The organism is Sphingobium sp. OAS761, assembly GCF_024168485.1.
In the GTDB taxonomy this organism is placed as follows: Bacteria; Pseudomonadota; Alphaproteobacteria; order Sphingomonadales; family Sphingomonadaceae; genus Sphingobium.
This window is the reverse complement of record NZ_JALJVY010000010.1, coordinates 130,742-150,813: the sequence shown is the minus strand read 5'-3', so window position 1 is coordinate 150,813 and position 20,072 is coordinate 130,742. Positions and strand designations below refer to the sequence as shown.

The 20,072-nt window shown below is 62.8% G+C and carries 18 protein-coding genes; 16 read left to right on the top strand and 2 right to left on the bottom strand.

Annotation, left to right across the window (positions count from 1 at the left end; all coding sequences use genetic code 11):
- Nucleotides 1-134: 134 nt before the first annotated feature.
- From J3E64_RS14730 to J3E64_RS14680, 11 genes are all read left to right on the top strand, one after another.
- A complete protein-coding gene (locus tag J3E64_RS14730; RefSeq protein WP_253343781.1) occupies nt 135-905 on the top strand; it encodes an enoyl-CoA hydratase/isomerase family protein in 771 nt (256 codons plus the stop codon).
- A 29-nt stretch (nt 906-934) separates the two neighbouring features.
- Nucleotides 935-2,122 (top strand): acyl-CoA dehydrogenase family protein, encoded by a 1,188-nt coding sequence (locus tag J3E64_RS14725; protein ID WP_253343780.1) that lies wholly within the window; start codon nt 935-937, stop codon nt 2,120-2,122.
- Between the two features lie 12 nt (nt 2,123-2,134).
- Nucleotides 2,135-3,289, top strand: a complete 1,155-nt coding sequence (locus J3E64_RS14720; protein ID WP_253343779.1) for an acyl-CoA dehydrogenase family protein — start codon at nt 2,135-2,137, stop codon at nt 3,287-3,289.
- Nucleotides 3,290-3,322: 33 nt separating this feature from the next.
- The gene (locus J3E64_RS14715; RefSeq protein ID WP_253343778.1) at nt 3,323-4,126 is read left to right on the top strand and encodes an enoyl-CoA hydratase/isomerase family protein; all 804 of its coding nucleotides are present in this window, start codon (nt 3,323-3,325) and stop codon (nt 4,124-4,126) included.
- Between the two features lie 224 nt (nt 4,127-4,350).
- A complete protein-coding gene (locus J3E64_RS14710; RefSeq protein WP_253343777.1) occupies nt 4,351-6,480 on the top strand; it encodes an acetate--CoA ligase family protein in 2,130 nt (709 codons plus the stop codon).
- A 24-nt stretch (nt 6,481-6,504) separates the two neighbouring features.
- Nucleotides 6,505-6,897, top strand: a complete 393-nt coding sequence (locus tag J3E64_RS14705; protein WP_253343776.1) for an OB-fold domain-containing protein — start codon at nt 6,505-6,507, stop codon at nt 6,895-6,897.
- Nucleotides 6,894-8,048: a thiolase gene (locus tag J3E64_RS14700; protein ID WP_253343775.1), complete on the top strand. Its 1,155-nt coding sequence runs from the start codon at nt 6,894-6,896 to the stop codon at nt 8,046-8,048. Before J3E64_RS14705 ends, J3E64_RS14700 begins: the two co-directional genes overlap by 4 nt.
- 124 nt (nt 8,049-8,172) lie before the next feature.
- Nucleotides 8,173-9,333: an epoxide hydrolase family protein gene (locus J3E64_RS14695; RefSeq protein ID WP_253343774.1), complete on the top strand. Its 1,161-nt coding sequence runs from the start codon at nt 8,173-8,175 to the stop codon at nt 9,331-9,333.
- A gap of 341 nt (nt 9,334-9,674) precedes the next feature.
- A complete protein-coding gene (locus tag J3E64_RS14690; protein WP_253343773.1) occupies nt 9,675-10,181 on the top strand; it encodes a 2,4'-dihydroxyacetophenone dioxygenase family protein in 507 nt (168 codons plus the stop codon).
- A gap of 165 nt (nt 10,182-10,346) precedes the next feature.
- Complete coding sequence (locus J3E64_RS14685) at nt 10,347-11,465, top strand: glycerol dehydrogenase (RefSeq protein WP_253343772.1); 1,119 nt, start codon at nt 10,347-10,349, stop codon at nt 11,463-11,465.
- The gene (locus tag J3E64_RS14680; RefSeq protein WP_253343771.1) at nt 11,462-12,193 is read left to right on the top strand and encodes an SDR family NAD(P)-dependent oxidoreductase; all 732 of its coding nucleotides are present in this window, start codon (nt 11,462-11,464) and stop codon (nt 12,191-12,193) included. The genes J3E64_RS14685 and J3E64_RS14680 overlap by 4 nt, the downstream gene beginning before the upstream one ends.
- A gap of 89 nt (nt 12,194-12,282) precedes the next feature.
- Here the strand turns inward: J3E64_RS14680 and J3E64_RS14675 are convergent, their stop codons facing one another.
- On the bottom strand, nt 12,283-13,071 hold the full coding sequence (locus tag J3E64_RS14675; protein WP_253343770.1) for an SDR family oxidoreductase: 789 nt from the start codon (nt 13,069-13,071) through the stop codon (nt 12,283-12,285).
- Between the two features lie 345 nt (nt 13,072-13,416).
- Between J3E64_RS14675 and J3E64_RS14670 the strand changes: the two genes are divergently transcribed.
- Both J3E64_RS14670 and J3E64_RS14665 read left to right on the top strand, forming a co-directional pair.
- A complete protein-coding gene (locus J3E64_RS14670; RefSeq protein ID WP_253343769.1) occupies nt 13,417-14,331 on the top strand; it encodes an SDR family NAD(P)-dependent oxidoreductase in 915 nt (304 codons plus the stop codon).
- A gap of 81 nt (nt 14,332-14,412) precedes the next feature.
- The gene (locus J3E64_RS14665; RefSeq protein WP_253343768.1) at nt 14,413-15,639 is read left to right on the top strand and encodes a CaiB/BaiF CoA-transferase family protein; all 1,227 of its coding nucleotides are present in this window, start codon (nt 14,413-14,415) and stop codon (nt 15,637-15,639) included.
- A gap of 106 nt (nt 15,640-15,745) precedes the next feature.
- Here J3E64_RS14665 and J3E64_RS14660 read toward each other — a convergent pair whose 3' ends face one another.
- On the bottom strand, nt 15,746-16,282 hold the full coding sequence (locus J3E64_RS14660; protein ID WP_192667264.1) for a TetR/AcrR family transcriptional regulator: 537 nt from the start codon (nt 16,280-16,282) through the stop codon (nt 15,746-15,748).
- Nucleotides 16,283-16,412: 130 nt separating this feature from the next.
- Here J3E64_RS14660 and J3E64_RS14655 point away from each other — a divergent pair, with 130 nt between their 5' ends.
- From J3E64_RS14655 to J3E64_RS14645, 3 genes are all read left to right on the top strand, one after another.
- Entirely contained in the window at nt 16,413-17,900 is a 1,488-nt protein-coding gene (locus tag J3E64_RS14655) for an aldehyde dehydrogenase (RefSeq protein ID WP_253343767.1), read from the top strand.
- 334 nt (nt 17,901-18,234) lie between these two features.
- The gene (locus tag J3E64_RS14650) at nt 18,235-19,467 is read left to right on the top strand and encodes an MFS transporter (protein WP_253343766.1); all 1,233 of its coding nucleotides are present in this window, start codon (nt 18,235-18,237) and stop codon (nt 19,465-19,467) included.
- Nucleotides 19,468-19,521: 54 nt separating this feature from the next.
- On the top strand, nt 19,522-19,944 hold the full coding sequence (locus J3E64_RS14645; RefSeq protein WP_253343765.1) for a PaaI family thioesterase: 423 nt from the start codon (nt 19,522-19,524) through the stop codon (nt 19,942-19,944).
- The last annotated feature ends 128 nt before the right edge of the window (nt 19,945-20,072 follow it).

Genomic DNA, 20,072 nt, shown 5'->3' with positions numbered 1-20,072 from the left:
CGAGATATACGACCCTGCGGAGGTTCGATAATCGATCGCCCGACGGCATGGGTGCCATGTTCTTGGCAACCATCAGCGCGTGATGACCGATTAACGGGATAGGCGGGGTAAGCGAGATATCTGTTTATCAAGACATGAATGACGCGGTCTTCCGCGAGGACAGGGACGGTGCCGCGATCCTGACGCTTCACGCACCAGCATTTCGCAACGCCTGCTCCGTGGAGATGCGTGAGGCGTTGCTGGCTCACCTGCGGGATGTCAGCGAGGAGGCGGCTTGTCGCTTGGTCGTCCTGACCGGCGCTGCCGGGCACTTCTGCTCGGGCGGACGCCTCAAGCCCGATGCTGAGCCCGATCCCCAGCGGACCCGGCGGAACGTGGCGGTGCTCCAACAGATCGCCAAGCTGCTTTACGCGGGTCCCAAGCCGTCGATAGCCGCCGTGGAGGGTATCGCTTTTGGCGCCGGCTTCTCGCTTGCCGCGGCTTGCGATTATGTGGTCGCGGCCGAAAGCGCGCGCTTCGGCGCTTCGTTCGGCAAGGTTGGCCTGATGGCGGACGCGGGTCTGTGCTGGACGTTGCCGCAGCGCGTGGGCGCCGCGCGCGCGCGCGACATCCTTTTGACATGCCGCGACGTTGATAGCGAAGAAGCCCTGGCCATCGGCCTTGTGGATCAGTTGGTGCCGACCGGAACGGCGCTCCAGCATGCCCTGACCGCGGGCGAGCGTTACGCCGCCACGGCGCCGCTGTCGCTCGCGGCGACCAAGCGCCTGCTGGACGGAAAGACCTCCCTCGACGCGGTGCTTGAAGCCGAAGCCCATGAGCAGCCCCAGCTTACACTTTCACAGGACTATGCCGAAGGTCGCGCCGCCTTTCGTGAGAAGCGGCCGGCGGTATTCCGGGGCCTGTAGGGCGCGATCAATCAAGGAGTGTTACGGACGTGGACTTGGTCCTGGACGACAAGGTGCAAGCGTTGCGAGCAGAGATCCGCGCCTTTTTCGCGGAAAAGCTGCCAGCGGACTATGCCCGCAAGACGCTGGCCGGCGACAAGCTCTCCAAGGAAGAGCATATCCATTGGCATTCGCTGCTGAAGGAGAAGGGGTGGCATGTGCCGCTCTGGCCCAAGGAGCATGGTGGTCCCGGTTGGGGTCCGATGGAACGGTTCATCTGGGAAGAGGAATCGGGTCTTGCGGGCGCGCCGCGCCTCAACCATGTGTCGCAGGACCTGCTGGGTCCGGTCCTCATCGAATTCGGCACGCCCGAGCAGAAGGCGGAATTGTTGCCGCGCATCCTGTCGAGCGAGGATTGGTGGTGTCAGGGATTTTCGGAGCCGCAGGCCGGCTCCGATTTGGCCAATCTGCAGATGCGCGCGGTGCGCGACGGCGACGACTATGTCGTGACCGGGACCAAGCTCTGGACCAGCTACGCCCATGTCTCGAACAAGATATTCTGCCTCGTCCGGACATCGACGGATGGCCCCAAGCAGGCTGGCATCTCCTTCCTACTGGTCGATATGGAGCAGCCTGGCGTGACGATCAGCCCGATCTACACGCTCGGCCACTCATTGTCGGTCAACGAAGTGCAGATAGAGGATGTGCGCGTTCCGGTCACCAACCTGGTCGGACGCGAAGGCGGCGCGTGGGACATCACCAAGTTCCTGCTCGGCAACGAGCGGCTGATGGGCGCGTGGATCGGCGTCAACATGGCCTTCGCCCGCCAAGTACGCGCTCGGCTGAACGAGACCGGCCCTGATGGACGTCCCCGCAGCGAGAATGCCGTGCTGGCCCAGCGCGTCGCCGAGGTGGAGACCGACCTGCTGGCGCTGCGCTACACGACCTATCGCGTCCTTTCGGACGAACTTTCAGGCAAAGCACCGGGACCGGAAGTGTCCGTCATCAAGGTACGGGGCGGCGAGATCATGCAGGCCTTGACCGAGCTGTTGATGGAGATGGCCGAGGCCGAAGGCATGGTGCATCCCTACCATCTGCCCGAAGGCGGCCCGCCTGTGGTGCCGGTCGAGCTGGAGCACATGGCGCAGCAGTTTTTCGACAAGCGCAAGCTGACGATCTACGGCGGCAGTTCGGAAATCCAGCGCAACATCATCGCTCGGCGCGTGCTTAACGTCTGAGGGGGTAGGGTCATGGATTTCAACTACGACGACAATCAGCGGATGCTGTTCGATACGGTCGATCGCTTCCTCTCGGACAAGCATGATCTTGCGACGCGGGAGAAGCTGCTGAAAGATCCCGCCGCCGAGGCTGCGCTTTGGCGCGAAATGGCGGAACTGGGCCTGATGGGCGCGGCCTTCACCGAAGAGGAGGGGGGATTTGCCGCCTCCATGGTCGATGCGATGGTCGTCATGAACCGCCTGGGCCGTCATCTGGTTACCCAGCCCTATCTCTATACCGCGATCATAGGCGGGCGGATTGTGGCCGGCGGCATGGAAGGCGGTAGCCGGGAAGCGGCGATCGCGAACGTCATCGCCGGCGAAGCGCAACTGGCGCTTGCCGCGGGCAGTACGCACCTGATGCATAGTCCGCAGGACACCAGCTTCGCCGCGACGCGCAGCGGGGGTGACTGGTTGGTTTCCGGCCGCATGCCCGTGGTTCTCAATGGCGACCGGGCGACCCGGTTCATCGTCGCGGCGCGGACGGCCGGCGCGGTAGGCGACCGGGAGGGCGTGACCCTGTTCCTCGTCGATGCAGGCAAGGCGGGAGTATCGCGCCGGGCCTTGCGGACGATCGACGCATTCGGCGCGGCCGAGCTGGTTTTGGAGAATGTTGCCCTTTCCAGCGACAACCTGATCGGCCCCGTAGACAATGCGGTCCCCCTGGTCGAGGCCGCGCTCGATCATGGCGTGGTCGCGGTGTGTAACGAAGCGATCGGGTCTATGGAGTATCTGGTCCCCGCAACCGCGGAATATACCCGCACCCGTATTCAGTACGGTGCTCCGCTCGCCAAGTTCCAGGTTCTCCAGCACCGCATGGCCGACATGTATATTCAGACCGAGACAGCCAAGTCGATGGCGCTGGTGGCGGCGATGTCGCTTGACGGCGACGCAATCGAGCGAAGGCGGATGGCTTCGGCCGCTAAAGTGCAGGTCGGGCGCTCCGCCAAATTCGTGGGCTATCAGGCCGTGCAGTTGCACGGCGGCATGGGCGTCTCGGAGGAGCTGGACATCGGCCATCACTATATTCGCCTGAATGTCATCAACCAGCTGTTTGGCGACACGGCCTTCCACGCCCGGCGCTTCGGCGCGCTGACCTCTCCGCTTCCCGATCAGGCGGCTGCTTAGGTTCTGGCTTGACCCCCATTTGGAGATTACCCCATGACGACCGATTATTCGCGCTTCGATCTCATCAAGGTTGAGCTAGACGGCGCCGTCCTGCGCATCACGCTCAACAATCCCGAGAAGCGCAACATCATCACAGACCCGGTGAACGAACAGATTTCGGACGCTTTCCAGGCCGCGAGTTTCGACCATCGCGTCCGCGTGGTCGTGCTGGCGGGCGAGGGCAAGGTGTTCTGCGGCGGCGGCGATTTCGCGCAGATGAAGCGCAAGGTCGACGATCCGGGCGAGTTCTTCAGGAATCTCTGGGGTTCGCGCCGGCTGGTCTACACCGTTCTCGATTGCCCCAAGCCGACGGTCGCGAAGCTGCACGGCGCGGCCATGGGCCTGGGGGCAACGCTGCCGCTGCTGTGTGACCTCGTTGTCGCCACCGACGACACCAAGATCGCCGATCCGCACGTCAATATCGGCCTGGTGGCCGGCGATGGCGGCTCGCTGATCTGGCCGCAGCAGATGGGCTATGCGAAGGCGCGCAAGTTCCTGCTGCTGGGGGATCCGATCCTGGGCAAGGAAGCGGCTGAGCTGGGCCTCATCGCCGAATCCGCGCCCACGTTCGAAGCCATGCAGGACGTGGCGGAGCGTTGGGTGGCCAAGCTGGCTTCGTCGGCCAGCAATGCGATCTACGGCACCAAGACCGCGATCAATCAGCCTTTGCGCCAGCTTGCGCAGTCGATGATGGATGCCGGCATGGCCTATGAAGGCCTCTCCAACATCAGCCGCGACCATGCCGAGGCGATCGATGCCATATTGGCCAAGCGCGCGCCCAGCTTCACGGGTGACTGAGCACGCGATGCAGTGACGCACTGGCTCCATAGCGGATGATGGTCCAGGTCGGATGATTCCGACGAAGTCCACCCCCCATTGCTGTGCGCCTTAACCGAACGGACCGCGATCAACCCTGCGCCACTCCCGGGTCGTCGCCCGGCTCGGCAATGCATATGTGATGCTATGGCGGCTCTGCTTGTCTTAGGCGATGGCTGCACGGAACAGGCCATCTGGATTTAGAGATGGAAAAGACATCGGTGCTTCAGAGCTTCTTCAATCCCCGCAGTATCGCCGTTGTCGGAGCGGCGGACGATCCGGCCAAGATGCGCGGCAAGCTTTTGAAAATCACATTGGCAAGCGCGTATGCCGGGCCGGTCCATCCGGTGCATCCCAAGGGCGGGATCATTCAGGGACAGACGGCTTACACTAATCTGACGCAGATTCCCGGCGGCGCCGATCTCGTGATGATCGCCACGCCAGGCCCGACGGTGCCAGGCGTAGTGCGCGAAGCGGTGAGTGCCGGTGCGAAGGCGGCGGTCATTCTGTCGTCCGGCGTTGACATGGACGAACTGGCCGACGCCATCGGCGATAGCGGCCTTCGCTATATGGGTCCCAATTGCGAGGGCTATATCGCGCTCGACGGAGCCGCCGCGACTTTTGCGGCAGTGGCAGACGCTGCGCTGGCCGCCGGACGACCGCCAAGGCGGCCCGGCCGCAAGGTGTCGATCGTCTCGCAGTCGGGCGGCCTTGGCTTCGCGCTTTTCGGGCGCGGCATTCGCGAAAATCTGGATTTCCACGCAGTCGTCACGACAGGCAATGAGGGCGATCTTGAGAGTCTCGATTTCGTCGATCATCTTCTCGACGAGGGCGAAACCGGCGTCCTCATCATGTTCATCGAGGGACTGAAGTCGCCGGCCCGCTTCGCCGAGGTGGCGAGCAAGGCCGCCGACAAGGGCGTGCCGATCGTCATGATGAAGATCGGTCGTTCCGAGGCGGGCCAGCGGGCGGCCGTTTCCCACACCGCGCATCTGACGGGGGCGGATACGGCCTATGATGCAGTGTTCGAACGGTATGGCGTCATTCGCGTGTTCGATCAGGAGGAGCTTCTGTCCGTGGCGGCGGCGCTGGCGCGTTTCCCCCACGTGCCGATCGACAAGGTGGCGATCGTCTCGACGTCCGGCGGCGCAGGCGGCTGGGCGGCCGACCTGTGCGGAATCGCCGGTCTTGACGTGCCCGTCCTGAGCGAGGCGTTGCAGGCCGACCTGTCGCAATGGATTCCCGAATTCGGTTCCACCGCCAATCCCGTGGACGTGACGGCGAATGCGGTCGAGGCGGGCGGCGTCCCACTTGTTCATGTTCTGGAGCGGCTCCAGGATAGCGACGAGGTGGACGCTTTCATCGTCAACATCGGCCTTCATGCTTCCAATCGCATTGCCAAGCTCGCGGACATCCTAGGCCCCGTCCTCGCCCGGGCCAGAAAGCCGATCCTGTTCACGTCGCATATCGTTCCGATAGCGGAGAATATGGCGGCGCTGGCCGATCTGGGCGGGCAAGGCTTCCACAGCTACACCGGCTGCGCGGCCGCGCTGAAAGGCATCGGCCGCTATGCCGCCTTCCAGGCCGACTGGCAGCGGCGCGGCGCGATCCCGCCTGCTGCCGCGCCCCAGTTGGTGGCGTTGAAGCCAGGCGTTCTGGACGAAGCGGACACCGCTGCGCTCATCACCGCCTATGACATCCCCATTCCGCCTACGGCATTGGCGAAGGACCGTGATGCGGCAGCGCGCGAAGCAAGCGCCATGGGCTTTCCGGTCGTGCTCAAGATCCAGTCGCCCGATATCTCGCACAAGACCGAGGCGGGCGGCGTCAGGCTCGGCGTGCGCGAAGGCGAAGTCGAGGCCGCTTTCGACGAGATCATGGCGAACGCCGAAGCCTATGATCCCGAGGCGAAGATCGAGGGGATACTCATCCAGAAGATGATGCCCAAGGGTCACGAAGTGGTGATCGGCGTCATCCGCGATCCCGACTTCGGGCCATTGGTGATGATCGGCTCGGGCGGAATCTATCTCGAAGTGCTGAAGGACGTGGTGTTCGCGCCGCCGCCGATCAGCCCCGATGAAGCCAGACGCCTGATACTCAGCCTGAAGACCGCGGCGATCCTCAAGGGTGTTCGCGGTCAGAAGGCGGCGGACATCGATGCGCTCGCCAAGCTCGTCTCCCGCGTTTCGGAACTCGCCCGTACGGAGACCAGGATCGAGCAAATCGATTTCAACCCGGTGTTCGTCTATCCTGAAGGGGATGGCGTCGTCGCCGTCGATGCCCTTGCCGTGGCGATCGATCCCAACGCGCACGCCGTCACCCATGATCACCATTGATCGATCCGGCATGAGGAAGGGAGCGTGACCATACCCATCAAATCCGTCCATCCCGAAGCGGAATATGCCGCCTTCCTTGCGGAGGGGCGGTTCATGGTGCAGCGTTCGGCATCGACCGGCGAGGCGGTATTTTTCCCGCGCGTCGCGCAGCCGGTTACCGGCCGGGACGATCTGGAGTGGGTCGAGGCGTCTGGCGCGGGATCGCTCTATTCGTTCACCGTGGTCCGCAACAAGCCGCCGGCGGCCGATTACATCATTGCGCTCGTCGACCTGAACGAAGGGGTGCGCATGATGAGCCGGCTCATCGATTGCCATCCGGAAACCTTGTCCATCGGCATGCCGCTCCAGGCCAGAATAGGCGATGTGGACGGCGTCCCGGCCGTGCTCTTTCAACCTGTCGAAGGAGCGTCGGCATGACCGGCTTTCCAAGAGGGCGCGCCGCCGTCGTCGGCGCGGCGACCTTCGGCATCGACTCCAAACCGGGCTACTCGGCGATCGAGCTACTCGCCAAGGCCGCGTTCGCGGCCATCGCGGATGCCGGGCTCGCACCCTCGGATATCGACGCGGTCTTTTCGATGCTTCCGGAAGACCCCTTCAGCGCCATGAGCGTACCGGAATATCTCGGCATCCGGCCGCGCGTCGTCGAAACGACACGCACGGGCGGTTCAGCCTTTCAGATCCAGGCCATGTGGGCGGCGCTGGCGCTGGATGCCGGCCTCTGCAACGCCGTACTGATCTGCTACGGCAGCAATCAGCGATCGGGCGCCGGCGGCCTGGTGCGCAGTGGCGGAGCGCCGTTCCCGTTCGAGGCGCCCTACAAGCCGCGCAATCCGACGACCTCTTATGCTCTCGTGGCCAAGCGGCATATGCACGAATATGGCACCACCCGCGAGCAACTGGCCGAAGTGGCGGTGGCGGCGCGCAAATGGGCCCAGCTCAATCCCGATGCCTATATGCGCGACCCACTGTCCATCGACGATGTGATGAATGCGCGCATGGTGTCCGATCCGCTGACGGTCCGGGACTGCTGCCTGGTGACGGATGGCGCCGCGGCGGTGGTGATGACCCGCTCGGATCGCGCGAGGGATTTGCCAAACAGGCCCGCCTATCTGCTGGGCGCCGCCGACGCGACATGGCACCGCAATATCTCGACTTTGAAGGACGTCACGCTGACAGCCGCCAGCGACGCCGCTCCACGCGCCTTTGCTCAAGCCGGCGTCAAGCCTGCCGATATCGACGTGGTCGAACTCTACGATGCCTTCACCATCAACACGATCCTTTTCCTGGAGGATCTCGGCTTTTGTCCCAAGGGCGAAGGGGGGCGGTTCGTCGCTGACGGGGCGATCGCCCCTGGCGGTCGGTTGCCGGTGAACACCAACGGCGGCGGCCTATCCTGCGTCCATCCCGGCATGTATGGTCTCTTCACGATGGTGGAGGCCGTCACACAGTTGCGCGGAGTGGCGGGTGACAGGCAGATCGCGGACGCAAAACTGGCCCTGGCGCACGGCAACGGGGGCGTTCTGTCGAGCCAGGCGGTGACGATCTGGGGTACAGAAGAGACGCTCTAGGCTTGCTCCCTGAAGCAAGGGCGAGTTGGGGCATCTTGCGTGAAAGAAGGTCGAGTGGCTCGGGATCGTCGCGCCGGAGGGCATGACGACATTGAGCGGTGCGGATTGATGAGGAGGGAAGTTCATGGAATCTTTCAGCGTGAACTGGACCGAGGCGGAGATTGACGCCCTCCATAAGCGTCTCGCCGATGCGGTGGTGCCCGCTGCCCCGGAGGGAGCGGGCTGGTCGCTCGGATGCGATCGGGACTTCCTGATCCGGTTCAGGGATTATTGGGTCCACGACTATGACTGGAGGGCGGCGGTCGCCTCGCTCAACCGCTACCCCCAGTTCACCGCCGAGATTGACGGGCTGTCGGTTCACTTCATCCATGTGAAGGGCGAAGGGTCGACGAAGCGTCCCTTGATCATGACCCATGGGTGGCCGGGGTCCTATTATGAGTTCTGGGACGTGATCGATCGTCTGGCTTTCCCCTCGCGCTTTGGCGGGAATGCCGTGGACGCGTTCGACCTCGTGCTGCCGAGCCTGCCGGGCTACGCCTTCAGCGGCAAGCCGGCGCAGCCCATGGGCCCTCGCGCGACTGCGATATTGTGGGACAAGCTGATGACGCAGGTCCTGGGATATCCGACCTATCTGGCGCAGGGCGGCGATTGGGGCAGCATCGTCACGGCCAATTTGGGCTTGAACCATGGCAACACGGTTAAGGGCATCCACCTCAACATGCCGGTGGCGCTGCGTTCGGCCCTGCCGCCCCAGAACGACGCGGAACAGGAATGGGCGCAGAAGTCCGCGATCGCGTATCAGATGCTTAGCGGCTACAGCATGGTGCAGATGATGAAGCCGATGTCGCTGAGCTACGCGGCGGCCGGGAACCCGTTGGGACAGGCCGCGTGGATCCTTGAGCGGTTCCACGATTGGTCGGACCTGTCGGAAGGCGATCTCGAGACGGTCTATGGCATCGATCACCTGATCACCAACATCATGCTCTATGTGATGACCGGCAGCTTCGAAACTTCCATACTCTACTACAACGGCATGGTGCGGGAAGGCGTGCCTGAACTGGCGGAAGGCGAGAAGTGCGAGACTCCGCTGGGCATCGCGGCGTTCCCGTGTGACGCACTGCTGCCCGTGCCTCCGCGCAGCCGGGTCGAACTCACTGCCGCCAAACTGATGCACTGGACGGACATGCCTGGCGGCGGCCATTTCGCAGCGATGGAAAAGCCGGAATTGTTCGCCGCCGATGTGGTGGACTGGGCGAACAAGCTCTGGCCATCTGCGGCCCGGTGATCATCAATGCGTCCCGATCATCATGCTGCCTTGGGTGTCCGGCCGATGCCGGTCCGAGCGGGCGCGCGGCGCGGACGCCTTTGCGGATCGCCGACATGATCCGCCATGAGGAAGGGGAGCGGATTTACCCATCGCCTTTGACTTTTCACAACGCATTGCCTGGCAACTGCCCCTTTTTTGGCATTGACCAGAGTCACGCGCTGTGTTGAAGAAAAATTCAATATGTAAGCGACGGGCCGATTATGTTGGCCTGACTGGTTCTCGGATATGCCCTGCCGACCTGTGCCGAGTTCATCTCAAATAAGGCTCGGCGATAAAGACAGCGTACCAAGGAGAATGGAATGAGCGGTCTCGTTAAGGAGTTCAAGCCTGAGGGATTGGCAAGCCTGCACCTCCCCAAGGATGTGGTGTACAAGATTCCCGAGCCCGGTCATCCGCAATGGGTGAAGCGGCCTGCGGGCCACTGGTATCTGCCGCTGATGTTCGACGTCGCCGGCGGGGTGACGGTCAACGTCATGCGCTATGAAAAGCCGGGCATCGTCGGCCGCCATGTGCATGACGGACCCGTCTATTCCTACACGATCGAGGGCAGCTGGTATTATCCCGAGCATGACTGGGTGGCGGAAGCCGGCAGCTTCGTGTGGGAACCGACCGGCGATATCCACACCCTGACCGTGTCGGCCGACAAGATGATGGCGCTTTACGTCATGCATGGCGGTCTCGTCTCCGTGGACGAAAACGACAAGCCGATCGCCTATGACAATTGCCTCAGCCTTCTATCCTATTGCGATCAGTGGTATCGCGATCACGGGCTGGGCGAGGATTATATAAAACAGTTTATTCGCTAATTCTTCCGCCTGGCCTGGCTCGTTTGCCAACGAGCGCGCGTTCGCGGATAGTGGCAACATATATGCGATGCTGTCCGTCCGGCCCGGTCATAGCTGGCACACGATCTGGACCTTCCGGGCCGATCACGGCATCGCTGATGCGACAATCATATTCGGAGCATCAAGATGCCAGATACCCGGCCCGATCCTGACATCAGGGTCTTCGGCAGCCCGCATCGCTACTATCAGGGGCCTGGCGCGCTCGACCGGCTGCCCGCCATTTGCGCGGATATCGGCCGCCTGCCGTTTCTGGTCGTCGATGCTGATGTTCGGAAGCTGGTCGAGAGCCGCCTTGTGGAGCTCTTCGCGGGGCGGCCCCATCAGGTCGCCGATTTTCGCGGTGAGGTGACGGTGAATCTGATGGACGAGCTGGCGGGCCGGGCGCGCGCCGCCGGCGCCGATCTCGTCGTCGGCATGGGCGGCGGCAAGACGCTGGACGTGGCCAAGGGGTGCGCGATCCGGATCGGCGCGCGCTTCGTTTCCGTGCCGACCGTGGCATCGAACGACAGCCCTGCGGCCAGCGCGCTCGCCGTCTATGACGAGCATCATCGCATGGTCGCGGTGGAATCCCTTGGGCGCAATCCCGAAGCGGTGGTTGTGGACACGCAACTTGTCGCCGGGGCGCCTGCGCAGTTCCTGCTGGCCGGGATCGGCGATGCGATCGCCAAGAAGTTCGAGGGCGAAGGATCGCAGGCGTTTGGCGGCTTGAACGCGCACTATACCCGCCAGCTTCGGACCGGGGCCTACATCGCCAACGGCTGTTATGAGACGATCCGTGCGTTCGGGGAGCAAGCCATGGCAGCCGCCGGCAGCGGCGTACCGAACGAGGCGTTCGAGGCCGTGGTGGAGGCGAATATCCTGATGGCCGGCCTGGGCTTCGAGAATATGGGGCTGAGCCTCGCTCATGGGCTGACGCGCGGCCTGGTTCGCACACCGCACGTCGATCGCGCGCCGCACGGGTACCACATCGCCTATGGCGTTCTGGTTCAGCTTGCGGCGGAAGGCCGTTCAGACGCCTATATCGTTGATCTTGCCGGATTCTACAAAAGGATCGGCTTGCCACGCAGCTTGACCGAGCTTGGCCTCGATGAGGCGACGCCCGACGTGCTGCGGGCGATCGCCGAAAACACCGCCGTCGCGCCCAAGGGGGCGTATCTCGTCGTCGGCTACGATGCCGATGCCTTGGTCGCGGCGATGGAAGCGACGGAAATGCGGTTCCGGAACAGTGCAGGAGAGAGCGCATGATGCTCGATTTTTCCGGCAAGACGGTGCTGGTCACGGGTGGGACCGGCGGCATCGGCGGGGCGGTTGCCACCGCTTTCGCAAATGCTGGTGCGTCGGTGATCGCGACCGGCTGGGGCGCCGCCGAACTGGATGCCCGGCGCAGCGATCCCGCCTTTGCCGGCATCGACATTCGCGAACTGGACGTGGGCGACGATGCGGCGGTCGAAGCTTTGGCAGACGCTACGCAGTCGCTCGACGTGCTGGTGAACTGCGCCGGTATTTCCGCGCGCGACCGGCCGTTCGAGGTCGCGACGTTCCAGCGCAATTACGACATCAACATGTTGGGCACTCTGCGCATGTGCAATGCCTTTCTTCCGCATCTGGAAGCCAGCGGATCGGGCGCCATCGTCAACACCGCCTCGATGATGAGCTTTTTGGGCAGCGGCACGTCGCCGGCCTATGCCGCCGCCAAGGGCGCCGTGGCGCAGGCGACCAAGAGCATGGCGATCGCCTGGGCGCCCAAGGGCATCCGCGTGAACGCAGTAGCGCCCGGATGGATCAGGACGCCGATGTCCGCCAATGCTGTGCATGAGCCGGAATTTTCCGCAAGGATCGTCGCTCGCACGCCCATGGCGGGTTGGGGGGAATCTGAAAATCTTGCCGGGCCCGTGCTCTTCCTCGCATCGCCCGCAGCCGCCTGGGTGACAGGGGTCATTCTGCCCGTCGATGGTGGCTACCTGGCTTATTGATTGCCCACGGCCCATCAAAAGGGGCGGATTGTGATGGGTGATGATTGAAAAGGGGGCTGCCAGGTCGAAGGCGGCCCCCAAATTCATGGTCAATAACGCAGCACCCAGCCGCCATCGACATTGATGGTCTGGCCGGTCATCCAGCGGCCCGCTTCCGAAACCAGAAGCAGCAGTGCGCCGCACAGCGCATCGGGCGTATCGCGGGGCTGCACCAGACAGCGAGCGATGATCGACTGGACGAAGGGATTGTCGTCCGGCGTCATGGAGGAGCCAGCGTCGGTCTTGGTCATGCCGGGAGCAATGGCATTGACGCGGATGTTCTGGCTGCCCAGTTCGGTGGCCAGCGTGGTCGTCGCCGCAACCAGGGCGAGTTTGGTGATGCCGTACAAGCTCTGGGCAGGGAAGGCGCCGGCCGACGACTGATTGACGATCGAGCCGCCACCGCGCGAAGCCATGAGCGGCGCGACGATCTGGCTGCAGTTGATTGCGCCCCAGACGTTGACCGCCATGAAGCGTTCGAAGCCCGCCCTGTCGGTAGAGATGGTCGCCGCCGCACCCATTTCGACCATGAGGGCTGCGTTGTTGACGAGGATATCGACGCCGCCGAAGGCATCTACGGCAGCGTCGGCCATCGCTTGGGCGGATGGTGTATCCGTGATGTCGACCTGCACGGCGATCGCCTTTCCGCCGGTAGCCTGGATCTCGTCAGCGACGCGCTGGGCGCCTTCGCCATTGAGGTCCGCCACGACGACGCTGGCCCCTGCATTGGCGAGCGCGACGGCATAGGCGCGTCCGATCGAATTACCGCGTCCGCCCGCGCCGGTGACGATCGCCACCTTGCCCGCAAGGTCGAAATTTTGATTTGTGAAGTCAGCCATTGCTCATCCTCTCTGCATCATCGCGGGTCAAGATCGCGAGACGGCGGGCATATGTAAACGATTGTTTATATGCAAAGTCAATCTCGCGGCGAGGGGCCGTCCGCCAGGCAGTGAAACCCGTGCATGGATCAAAACAGGATCGCCGCCGTCAGGCCGCCTCGTCGCGCGTCGGCAATATCGCAAAACCGCGCCACCGGGATATTAGCCGAGGGTTTGGGAACAACCATTCCGTATATGATGGCTTAGGGTTGCTGCCTATGTGAGGATACTGGAAGCCTTTATCCTTCACCACGCACGGTCGTGCGATGAATAAGCGCCGGCACATAAGCTATGAAGGAAGCCGGGATGACCTATCTGGATGACAGGGCGAACCTGCGCGGGAAAGTGGCGGTCGTGACCGGCGGAGCCGGCGGGCTGGGCTGGCCGATCGTTCGCGATTTCATGAAGGCCGGGGTTCAGGTCGCCCTCTGCGATCGTGACGCGGCCGCAATCGAAGCCATCGCCAGCGAGATGCAATCCGCGTCGGTCAAGACGCTGCTGCGCCTCGCGGATGTTCGGGACAGCGTGGCGATGGACGCGTTCTTTCAGGAGATCGATCGCGAATTCGGCCGGATCGACATTCTGGTGAATGTCCCCGGCGGCGGGTTTGTCGCGCCGCTGCTCGAAACGCGGCCCAAGGGCTGGCAGGCGGTGGCCAGTCAGAATTTTTTCTACGTCCTGGACACCACGCAACAGGCTGCACGGCGCATGATTGCCCAAGGACAGGGCGGTTCAATCATCTACATCACCTCGATCGAAGCGCATCGCGGTGTGCCAAATCGTGCGATCTATGGTTCGATGAAGGCAGCCGTAGCGCATCTCGCCAAGACGCTGGCCATGGAATTCCACGCAGATGGCATTCGGGTGAACTGCATCGCGCCGGACATTTTCCCGACGCCCAACAGCGGTGGCTCTGCCTTCGATCCCCAATCGCCCCAGGGAAAACTGGAGCGCACCATATCGGTGCCTATGGGGCGCTATGGCGAGGGTGACGATCTTACAGGGTGCGTGCTGTTTCTGGCGTCCGACCTGGCGTCGTACGTCACTGGCGCCACACTACACGTCGACGGCGGCACCTACGCGTCCAGCGGCTGGTTCAACTGGCCGGATCAGGGGTGGATGAATACGCCCACGCAGGAGATTGTCGACATGCTCGCAAGTGCATCGAAGCAACAAGAAGGGTCTTCTTCGACGTCACGGGCGGGGGCGGACTCAGCTTGACAAAGGCGGCGCGCTCTCTAGCTCTGCGGTCATAGCTTACACAGTGTAATTTGGCGCGTTGGCGCCGAGGAGGGGAATGAAATGGTCAAAGTCATGGACGGCGTGCGGATCCTGGAGGTCGCGCAATTCACGTTTGTTCCGGTCGCAGGTGCTATCCTTGCTGACTGGGGAGCGGACGTTATCAAGATCGAACATCCCGTACGCGGCGACACGCAGCGCGGTTTCATCAATCTGGAAGGCACGCCGGTCAATCCTGATCGCAACGTGATGATGGCGCACCCCAACCGGGGGAAGCGAAGCGTCGGCATCGACGTATCCACGCCCGAAGGCCAGCAGTTGATCTACGATCTGGCGAAGGAATGCGACGTCTTCCTCACCAATTATCTTCCCGCCCAGCGTCAGAAGCTGAAAATCGACGTGGAGCATATCCGCGCGGCCAACCCCAACATCATCTACGCCCGGGGCAGCGCCCTGGGCGACAAGGGGCCGGAGCGGCTGAAGGGCGGTTTTGATTCCACCGCGTTCTGGGCCAGGGGCGGGTCGTCCATGTGCATCACGCCGCCCGAACTTGGCGGGCCGCTGACGCAACCAGGGCCGGCTTATGGCGATACGATCGGCGGCACCAACATCGCCGGCGGCATCAGCGCGGCCCTGTTCCATCGCGAAAGGACCGGCGAAGCGGTGGAACTGGACGTATCGCTCCTGGCATCGGGCGTGTGGTCGGTGGGAATGGGGCTGGCGATGACCATGGAGTCCGGGCCGATGGCGCCGCCCCGCATGCCGCAATCCGGCGGCATGAAGGGGAACCCCTTCGTCGGGGTGTTCCAGACGGCGGATGGCCGGCATCTGAACCTGACTGTGCTGACCCCCGGACCTTATCTGGAGGACACATGGACTCACCTCGACAAGCCCGAGTTGATGCAGGACGAGCGGTTCAACACTGTGGAGGCCCTGATGGCGAACTGGGTAGAGGGGAGCGTGGAGGTGACGCGAGCAATTGCGAGCAAGCCCTTGTCCTACTGGATCGATCGCTTCCAGACGCTTCGCGGACAATGGGCGCCCTACCAGTCGCTCGAGGACGTGATGAAGGATCCCCAGGTCCTGGCGAACGACATCATCGTTGAGGTGGAGGCCACCGACGGCGGGGCTCCCATCAGGCTGGCGGCTGCGCCGGTACAGTTCAACCACGAACCGAGCCGCCCAGGCCGGTCGCCCGAAGCCTCCGAACATACCGAAGTCGTTCTGATGGAATTCGGCATAGAGTGGGAGCGCATCGAGCAATTGAAGGCGATTGGCGCGGTTGCATGACTATGGGGCCGACGTGCTGGGCGCGGGTGCGCCCGGCATGCCGGCCTCAGACACGGGAGGAAGTACGGCCAGCCGATCCCTTGTCGCACGCGAAGGCTGCGATAGATCAGTCCACCATAGCCTGAAACTGTTCCAGCAGCCATTGCCGCATGGACGGATCGGCTTCGGGGACCAGCACGTCGAGGTGGTAGATGCGGGAATAGAGCACCAGTCCGGCCGATAGCATCATGAAACGCGCCGCGCGCGCATGGCCTTCGTGAGGTCCGAGCCACTGGGCCATCGGTTCGTAGACGAACTTGGTCAAGAGGCGTTGGGTGACGGCACGCGCCCCCGGGTCTCCCGAAGCCAGCACCATCATGGGCAAGGGCGGCGGCCTGAGGCCGACGCCGTCCAGCAGGAGCGACACCATGCGCGATCCGAATTCCGCACGAGGAATGTCCTTGATGGTCAGCGGGGTCATGGTGTCCGCCAGAGCTTCCTCGAACAGGCGCTCCTTGCTGCCATAGTAGCGATTGACCAGCGCCACGCTCACACCCGCGCGGGCCGTGATATCGCGGATGCCGGTATTCTGGTATCCGCCGGTCGAAAAGGCTTCCTGGGCCGCCAACAGGATGGCTTGGCGCGTGCGTTGTGCATCCTTCACGGAGCGGGCTTCTAAATTCGGCATTGACAAGGCGTATAAACACTCGTTTACTTCATGACAACATCGCGACGCCAATTTCAAAGAAACCGTCCGCTATGTCCAGCTATAACAGCCCTGTCGGAGAGACCCTATGGCGACCGTCGAAGCAGCATCGTCTGCAGTTGTGCAAACCCAGATCCACCTGCACGTAGGCGGAGAACGTCGCGAAACAGGCACTGGCGGCAGTCACGAGCACCTCAATCCGCATTCGCAAAAGGTTCAGACTGTCGTTCCGCTCGCCGGTGTGGCGGAAGTCAACGAAGCCGTCGAGCGGGCGCAGGCGGTTCAGGAAAGCTGGCGCAGGCTGGCTCCCGACAAACGGCGCGACCTGCTGCTTCGCCTCGGCGAACTGATCGAACAGAACCGTGATGCTTTCGTCGAGGCCGCGCGCCTGGACAACGGCCTTACCGCTGCCGCCGGCCATCATACGGTCGATTTCGTGGTGCAGTCCTGCCGTTACAATGCCGGTTGGTGCGACAAGCTGTCCGGCGAGTTGATCGGCACGATGGATACGCGCGGCGAGTTCGCCTATACGGCGCCCGAGCCGATTGGCATCGTCGGCATCATCATCACCTGGAACGGTCCGCTCATTTCGATGGGCATGAAGGTGATCCCGGCCCTCGCTGCGGGCAATTGCGTGATCTGCAAGCCGGCCGAACTCAACCCCTATGTGCCTGAACTGTTCGCCCGCGTCTGCAAGGAGGCGGGGATACCCGACGGCGTGCTGTCGTCCTTCCATGGCACCGCCGAGGCCGGCGAAGCGATCATCCGCCACAAGAAAATTCGCAAGATCAGCTTCACCGGCGGTCCCGCCACCGCGCGCAAGATCCTTGCGATGTGCGCCGAGCAGATCAAGCCGGCGGTCATGGAACTGGGCGGGAAATCAGCGAATCTCGTCTTTCCCGATTGCGACATGGACGCCGCCGTCGCGCTGTCCGTGTTCGGCGTGTTCTTCTTCGGCGCCGGACAGGGTTGCGCGCTGCCGACCCGCGCGATCGTACATGCCGACATCTATGACGAATTCCTGGAGAAGGTCCGCGCGTTGATGTCGACCCTGAAGGTCGGCGATCCGGCCGAGCCCGACACCATCGTGGGCCCGGTGATGAACAAGGCCGCCGCCGATCGTATCGAAGCCATGTTCGATCGCGCCCGCGCGGACAACGCGGCGACCTTCCTCCTCGGCGGCAAGCGGTGTGGCGGCGACCTCGCCGGCCTCAATTACATCGAGCCCACCTTGATCGTCGATGCCGATCCCAATCATGAAATCAGCCAGGTCGAGATTTTCGGTCCCGCCCTTATCGTCTCCAAATTCCATAATGAAGACGAGGCCGTCGCTATCGCCAACAACAGCGAATATGGGTTGGCGGCCTATATCCAGTCGAGCAACGTCGAACGGGTGCTTCGACTTTCCGAACGTCTGTTTTCAGGCGGCGTCTATGTGAATGGCGGCAGCCAGGTCAACACCTATACGCCGTTCGGAGGCATCGGCATTTCCGGCTTCGGCAAGGAAGGCGGACGCGCCGGCATAGAGGAATTCATCCACTACAAGACGGTCACCATCAAGCGTCTGAAGGATTGATAATGCGATCGACCTGCTTGTCGCGTTTTTTGCGGGGCAAGCAGGTGCGTCTTCGGCCACGGAACACCGAAGCGAAGCAACTGAAGCCCCCGCCGATGTCCCGACCGGTGCATCCCATCCGTTACCTGATGGATTCGGACCGCGGCCGTAATCCCCCTTTCTTCGTTTGCGGCGCGCGATCCGGTCATGCTTATCTCCCGGCGCTCGCGTTGCGCGCCTGCCGCTTCACGCGCGGGCGCGGCAAGAGCGGGAATGCCGGCAAGTAGCGCATCGTACGTATCTGCCTGACAGTGCTGACGTGCGAAGGCTGACAAGCGATCCAAGGAAATGAACAGTGAACGGTAGAAACGATCTGGCTTTGGATGGCCTGCCGGAAATCAGCCCAGCTACAAGCAATGTCGCGTTCGCCGCGTTACTGGCTTGTGGGATTTTCCTCACGATCGGGCTATTTGCCCCTGCGCTGCTCTTGCCCCAGATCGAGCGGGCGTTCGCCGTCGAGCACAATGCCTCCTTGCTGACCCAGTTGATCGGCGGCGTCACCTGTTTCTTTTTTGCAATCGGCTCGCCTCTCGCCGGCCTGATTATTGGTCGCGTCGGGAGCCGCGCCGTCATCCTGCCATCAGTCGTCCTCTTCACTGTTTCGGGCGTAGCGCCCATGCTGATCGATGATCTGTCGCTGATCGTCGCCACCCGAGCGGTCGTCGGGTTGGCCGTCGCAGGGATCTTTACCGGCGCCCTCACTGCCATTGGCCAGTTGCCCGACAGGCAACGCCAGAGGCTTTTCGGCTATTTGTCGGTCACGAGCGGGATCGCGGCGCTGGTCCTGTTCCCGACGGTCGCCGAACTCGCAAAATACGGATGGCGCATGGGTTTCACGGTGTATTTGATCGGCATAGCCGTGCTCCCCATCCTGATCACCATACCGGCCAGCCTGGGCAGATCAACGCATGCGGCCGTGGCGAATGTTGGCAGGGCGACGGAGCCATTTCTCAACAGGTCGCTTGTGGGCCTCTTGATTATTGCGGCCCTTGCCGGGATCTCCATATTTATCGGCGGTCTTTTTGCGCCGCTGTATCTCGCTTCAAGCCTCGGCGTCACGGACACACGTCTGCTGGCGATTCCCAGTACATTGGGGTCGGTCGCCTCGCCGATCGCGGCGGCCTTTTACGGCGTTGTTTATCGCCGCGTCGGTTCCGACGCGACTATGATTTTGGCGTTGGGAGGCCTTGCTGTCGCATTCGCACTCGCCGGAGCAGCAGACGGCCTGATCCTGTTTTCCATAGCGATGATGGTGAGTGGTTTCATGTTTGGTCTGTTGACGCCCCACGTCAATGCCGTGGCGCTCGCCCATAGTTCGCCCGTTCATGCCTCCTCCGTTATCGGCCTGGCGAATGGCGTCCTGTTCGGCTCGCAACTATTGGCGCCCTTTTTCGTCAGCGCCGTTCAAATGGTGGCCGCGCCCGCCGGCGTCTTCATCGCACTCGCGGCGACATTGGTCCTGACTGCCCTCGCTCTGGGTGGGCACAGCCGCCTCCACAGGCGAAGCGTCCCATCTTCAGCGTCGTGAAGATTTATCTTTCGCGTGTCATATATTTTCGGACGTTATTGAGAGGTTTGGCACATGGCCGATGACACACCGCCACCGGGTTTCACCTATTCTCCATCTCCCAGTGCCTATGTCGATCACATGGGAAAGCTTTACACCCGCCGCAGCACCACGGCCGAGGGCGTCGAAATAGTGTCGAGCGCCATCAGGGTCGAGGAACATCACGTCAACAGCTGGGGCCTGGCGCACGGGTCATTCATGGCCGGCATGGCGGAAATCGGATGCGCCGGACCTGGGTACGAAGAGGGCGGTCCGCCCGTCGTGGCGATAGAGCTATCCACCCAGTTCATCGCCGCGCCCAAGCTGAATGAATGGCTGGTGGTGCATGGCCAGTTGACCAAGCGCACGCGCTCGCTCGTCTTCACGCAATGCCAGGCGGAGTCGGACGGAAAGCTGGTCTTTACCGCTACATCCGTGCAGAAGATCGTCGGCGCGTGAACGACACACGGCCCGGCTGCCAAATTTCCGAAGATGATTTTTGAACGTCTAGGCAACGGGTGAAGCTGTTTTGACTGCGCGTTGATCGCAATGCAGTCGAGCGGGCATCGCCGAGCATGCATCTTGGC